Raw genomic sequence first — 3,338 nt, 5'->3', positions numbered from 1 at the left:
GCGTGAGCGCTGCCCCCGCGGTCGCTGCCGGCCCCGGCGACATCGTCGTGACGGGTCCCGGCCCCGGAGGCGCGGCGGGCGGTGACGGGAGCATCATCGACGCGCAGCTGCGGTGGGGGCTCAACGCCGAGGCCGGCGGTGGGGCTTTCGCGGGTGGATGCAACTTCTTGAGCGCGGGCCGGGCGGGCGACGCCGGCGGTGCGCGGGTGTGGGGCGAGGGCGACGGTCTGTACCGTGCCGAGGACGGCCGGGTACGGATCGAGAAGCCCACCGCGACCGGAGCCTGGACGGCGGCGACCTGGGCGACGAAGTGCCTGGATGCGCGCGGTTCCGCCGTCTCGGTGTCGTCGACCGCGAGCACGTCGGGTAATCAGGTCGTCATGGACGGGGGCACCGGCACGCGCCGCGAGGGCGCTGTCGAGATCTCCTGGTCGGGGGCGTTCACCGTGGTCTTCTACGGCGGCATGACGTATTGGAGCGTGACCGATCCGCGGCTCGTGCTCGACGCCGCGGGCAACGGACAGCTCACGGCCAGCGCGAGCGGTTTCGGCACCTCGATGGACGACATGACCAAATGGAGTCCGATCGCCGCGCAGACCGTCGTGCTGGCCGACATCCGTGCGGCCGACGTCTCACGCGCCGGGGGCTTCACGGTCACCCCGCAGTACCTCGGGGTCGCGAGCGGGGGAGCCGGCCAGGTGGCGCGGGCGGCGACCAATGAGGCGTACTGGGGGTCGTTCCCGCAGTCGTTCGTCGACTTCCACCGCCTCACGGGGCAGCAGGGATACTGGCTGACGACAGGCGGGGTTCGGGATGCCGCCAAGCCGGCGTCGCCGCTCACGGTGAGCTATTCGTCGTCGGCGCCCATCGCCGCTCCCGCACCCGCTGCGGCATCGTCGTCGGCGGCACCGGTGCCGGGCAACGCTCTGCGTCGGGCTCCGGCCGCGATCGACCCCACGATGTCGGCGCAGCAGTTCCTCTCCGCGAGCTCGCCGCTCACGACGCAGCCCCAGGCGGTCAGCCTCGTGCCCGAGGCACGTCAGGATCTGGGGGCGCTGACGCTGCCGCTGCTCGGTTCCGCTGCGGCGCTGGGTCTGGGCGTCATCGCCGTGATGAGCATGACGCGGGCGCTGCCGTGGCAACGGCCGCCGGCACCCGCTTAGCCGACGGGGTCGCTGCCTCGCCCCGCGGTGTACGCGTCGTCCGTCGCGTCCGTGGGGACGGGCGGAGGCAGTGCGCCCCGATGAGGTCGTGCGCGCCGTCGCCCCGACCGGAGGCGGCGAGTTCGCGATCGACGGGCCGCGGTGTCGGTGGCCGCGCCTAGGGTGAGCCCATGGAATTCGGCATCTTCGTCCCGCAGGGCTGGCGCTTCGACCTCGTGGGGATCGACCCCGCCGACCACTGGCGGGTGATGAACGCGCTCGCGCAGAGCGCCGACGACGGTCCCTGGGCGTCGCTGTGGGTCTACGACCACTTCCACACCACACCCGTGCCCAGCGCCGAGGCGACGCACGAGGCATGGACGCTCATGGCCGCCTTCGCCGCGGCCACCGACCGCGTTCGTCTCGGGCAGATGTGCACGTGCATGGGCTACCGCAATCCGGCATACCTGGCGAAGGTCGCCGCCACCGTCGACCTGATCTCGGGTGGTCGCGCCGAGATGGGCATCGGCGGCGGGTGGTACGAGCACGAATGGCGCGCGTACGGCTACGGCTTCCCGCCCATCGCCGAGCGTCTCGGGCGTCTCCGCGAGGGGGTCGAGATCATGCACCAGGCCTGGACCACGGGAGAGGCGACCCTCTCGGGGAAGTACTACGAGGTCGACGGCGCCATCGTGCAGCCGAAGCCGCTGCAGGCCGGCGGCATCCCGCTGTGGATCGCCGGCGGGGGCGAGAAGGTGACGCTCAAGATCGCGGCGAAGTACGCCGCCTACACGAACTTCGGCGGCTCCCTCGAGGAGTTCGACCACAAGTCCGAGGTGCTCCGCGGGCACTGCGAGACGCTCGGCCGTGACGAGAGCGAGATCACCCGCTCGACGAACTTCAACACGATCGTCGCCGAGACCGAGGCCGAGGCGTCCGATCGCCTGGCCGCGGTCGTCGCACGCCTGCGCCCGCACGTGGGCGACGAACGGGCCGACGCCATCGAGGCCGACTACCGCTCCTCCGACGGGTTCGGCACCCCCGAGCAGATCGTCGAGCGTCTGCGCACCCGCGCTCAGCACGGCCTCGGCTATGCCATCCACTACTTCCCCGAGGCGGCGTACGACACATCCGGCATCTCGTTGTTCGAACGCGAGGTGATTCCGCACCTCTGACCCGCCCCTGTCGTTCGTCGCCCGTGCGAGGGCGCCGTCCGCCTCGCTAGGCGGCGGCGTCCCACCAACGCAGCACCCGCAGCGCGAAGAATGTCAGCCAGCGCGACGGTTCTCCGGCGGGCACGTCGATGGCGAACCACTCGCGTCCCTCCGGCGGGTAGGCCTGGTGCCAGGTGCCGTCGGCGTCGCGGGACGCCCGCACCAGCTCGACCGCCTCGGCAAGGCGAGGGTCGGACTCGGTGCCGTCATGTTGCGCGGCGGCGCGGAAGTGGTCGAGGGCGCGCAGTGCGCTAAAGCGCGCTCGGAACGGATACCCCAGGTGATGCGCCCAGACGTGCCGCTCACCGGTCGACAGTCGGTATAGCAGGCGCCGCTCGAGCAGGTACTCCTCGGCGTCCTTGCGGGCGGCGTGCAGTTCGGGCGTCCCGCCGGTGCGCCGCTCGTCGTCGAGGATTCCGATCACCGAGTTGATCGTGGAGTGGAACGACGACTTCGTCGACCCCTCGACCCACTCGCAGTTCCACCCGCCGTCGGGAAGGCGATGTTCGACGAACCAGTTCCGGATGCCACTGACATCCGCCCCCAGCCACGCGCCGCTGGCGAGGGTGAAGGCGTTGATGCACGCGTCGACCTCGCCGTCCCAGAAGGGCAGATCCTCGTACTCCCACCGCGCGTTGCGTCGCAGGAGGCCGGCGGTGTCGGGCCGGAGGGCGTCGGCATCCACTCCCCATTCGCGCAGGCTCATCAGCGACCACGACGTCGCCGTCCAGGGTTGGCCGGCTTCTTCGCCGCGGTAGTCGGCCGGGAAGTGGGCACCACCCGCCCACAGGCCGTCTTCCCCTTGCGCGGCGAGCAGCTGCGTCCCGTACCCCTCGCGCGCGACGCGGGCGCGGGTGGCCTGCCACTGTCCTTCGGAGGCGTCGAGCAGGTCGCGCTCCACTTTCCACCGCAGGCTCGGGTCGCTGTCGGCCAGCCACGCCAGCACGTCGTCGTCGCTCATGCGCGCAGGCTACGCCCGGAT

At 71.7% G+C, this 3,338-nt stretch carries 2 protein-coding genes and 1 pseudogene; 2 read left to right on the top strand and 1 reads right to left on the bottom strand.

Translation table 11 applies throughout. The annotated features are described in order from the left end of the window. Positions 1 to 1,163, top strand: a pseudogene (locus RWP81_RS15505) (hypothetical protein); the annotation flags it as partial. Between the two features lie 170 nt (positions 1,164 to 1,333). After that, positions 1,334 to 2,317 carry an LLM class F420-dependent oxidoreductase gene (locus tag RWP81_RS15500; RefSeq protein WP_314457613.1) on the top strand — a complete coding sequence of 328 codons (984 nt, stop codon included), beginning with the start codon at positions 1,334 to 1,336 and terminating at the stop codon, positions 2,315 to 2,317. Between the two features lie 46 nt (positions 2,318 to 2,363). Here RWP81_RS15500 and RWP81_RS15495 read toward each other — a convergent pair whose 3' ends face one another. After that, on the bottom strand, positions 2,364 to 3,317 hold the full coding sequence (locus RWP81_RS15495) for a squalene cyclase (RefSeq protein WP_314457611.1): 954 nt from the start codon (positions 3,315 to 3,317) through the stop codon (positions 2,364 to 2,366). Between the last annotated feature and the right edge of the window lie 21 nt (positions 3,318 to 3,338).

The sequence above is a fragment of the uncultured Microbacterium sp. genome (assembly GCF_963521695.1).
Lineage (GTDB): Bacteria > Actinomycetota > Actinomycetes > Actinomycetales > Microbacteriaceae > Microbacterium.
This window is presented reverse-complemented; position numbering and strand designations above follow the sequence as displayed.

What these genes read in the sequence shown, in the direction of transcription:
- RWP81_RS15495 (WP_314457611.1), bottom strand. Translation starts at nt 3,317, where the DNA reads ATGAGCGACGACGACGTGCTGGCGTGGCTGGCCGACAGCGACCCGAGC.
- RWP81_RS15500 (WP_314457613.1), top strand. Translation starts at nt 1,334, where the DNA reads ATGGAATTCGGCATCTTCGTCCCGCAGGGCTGGCGCTTCGACCTCGTG.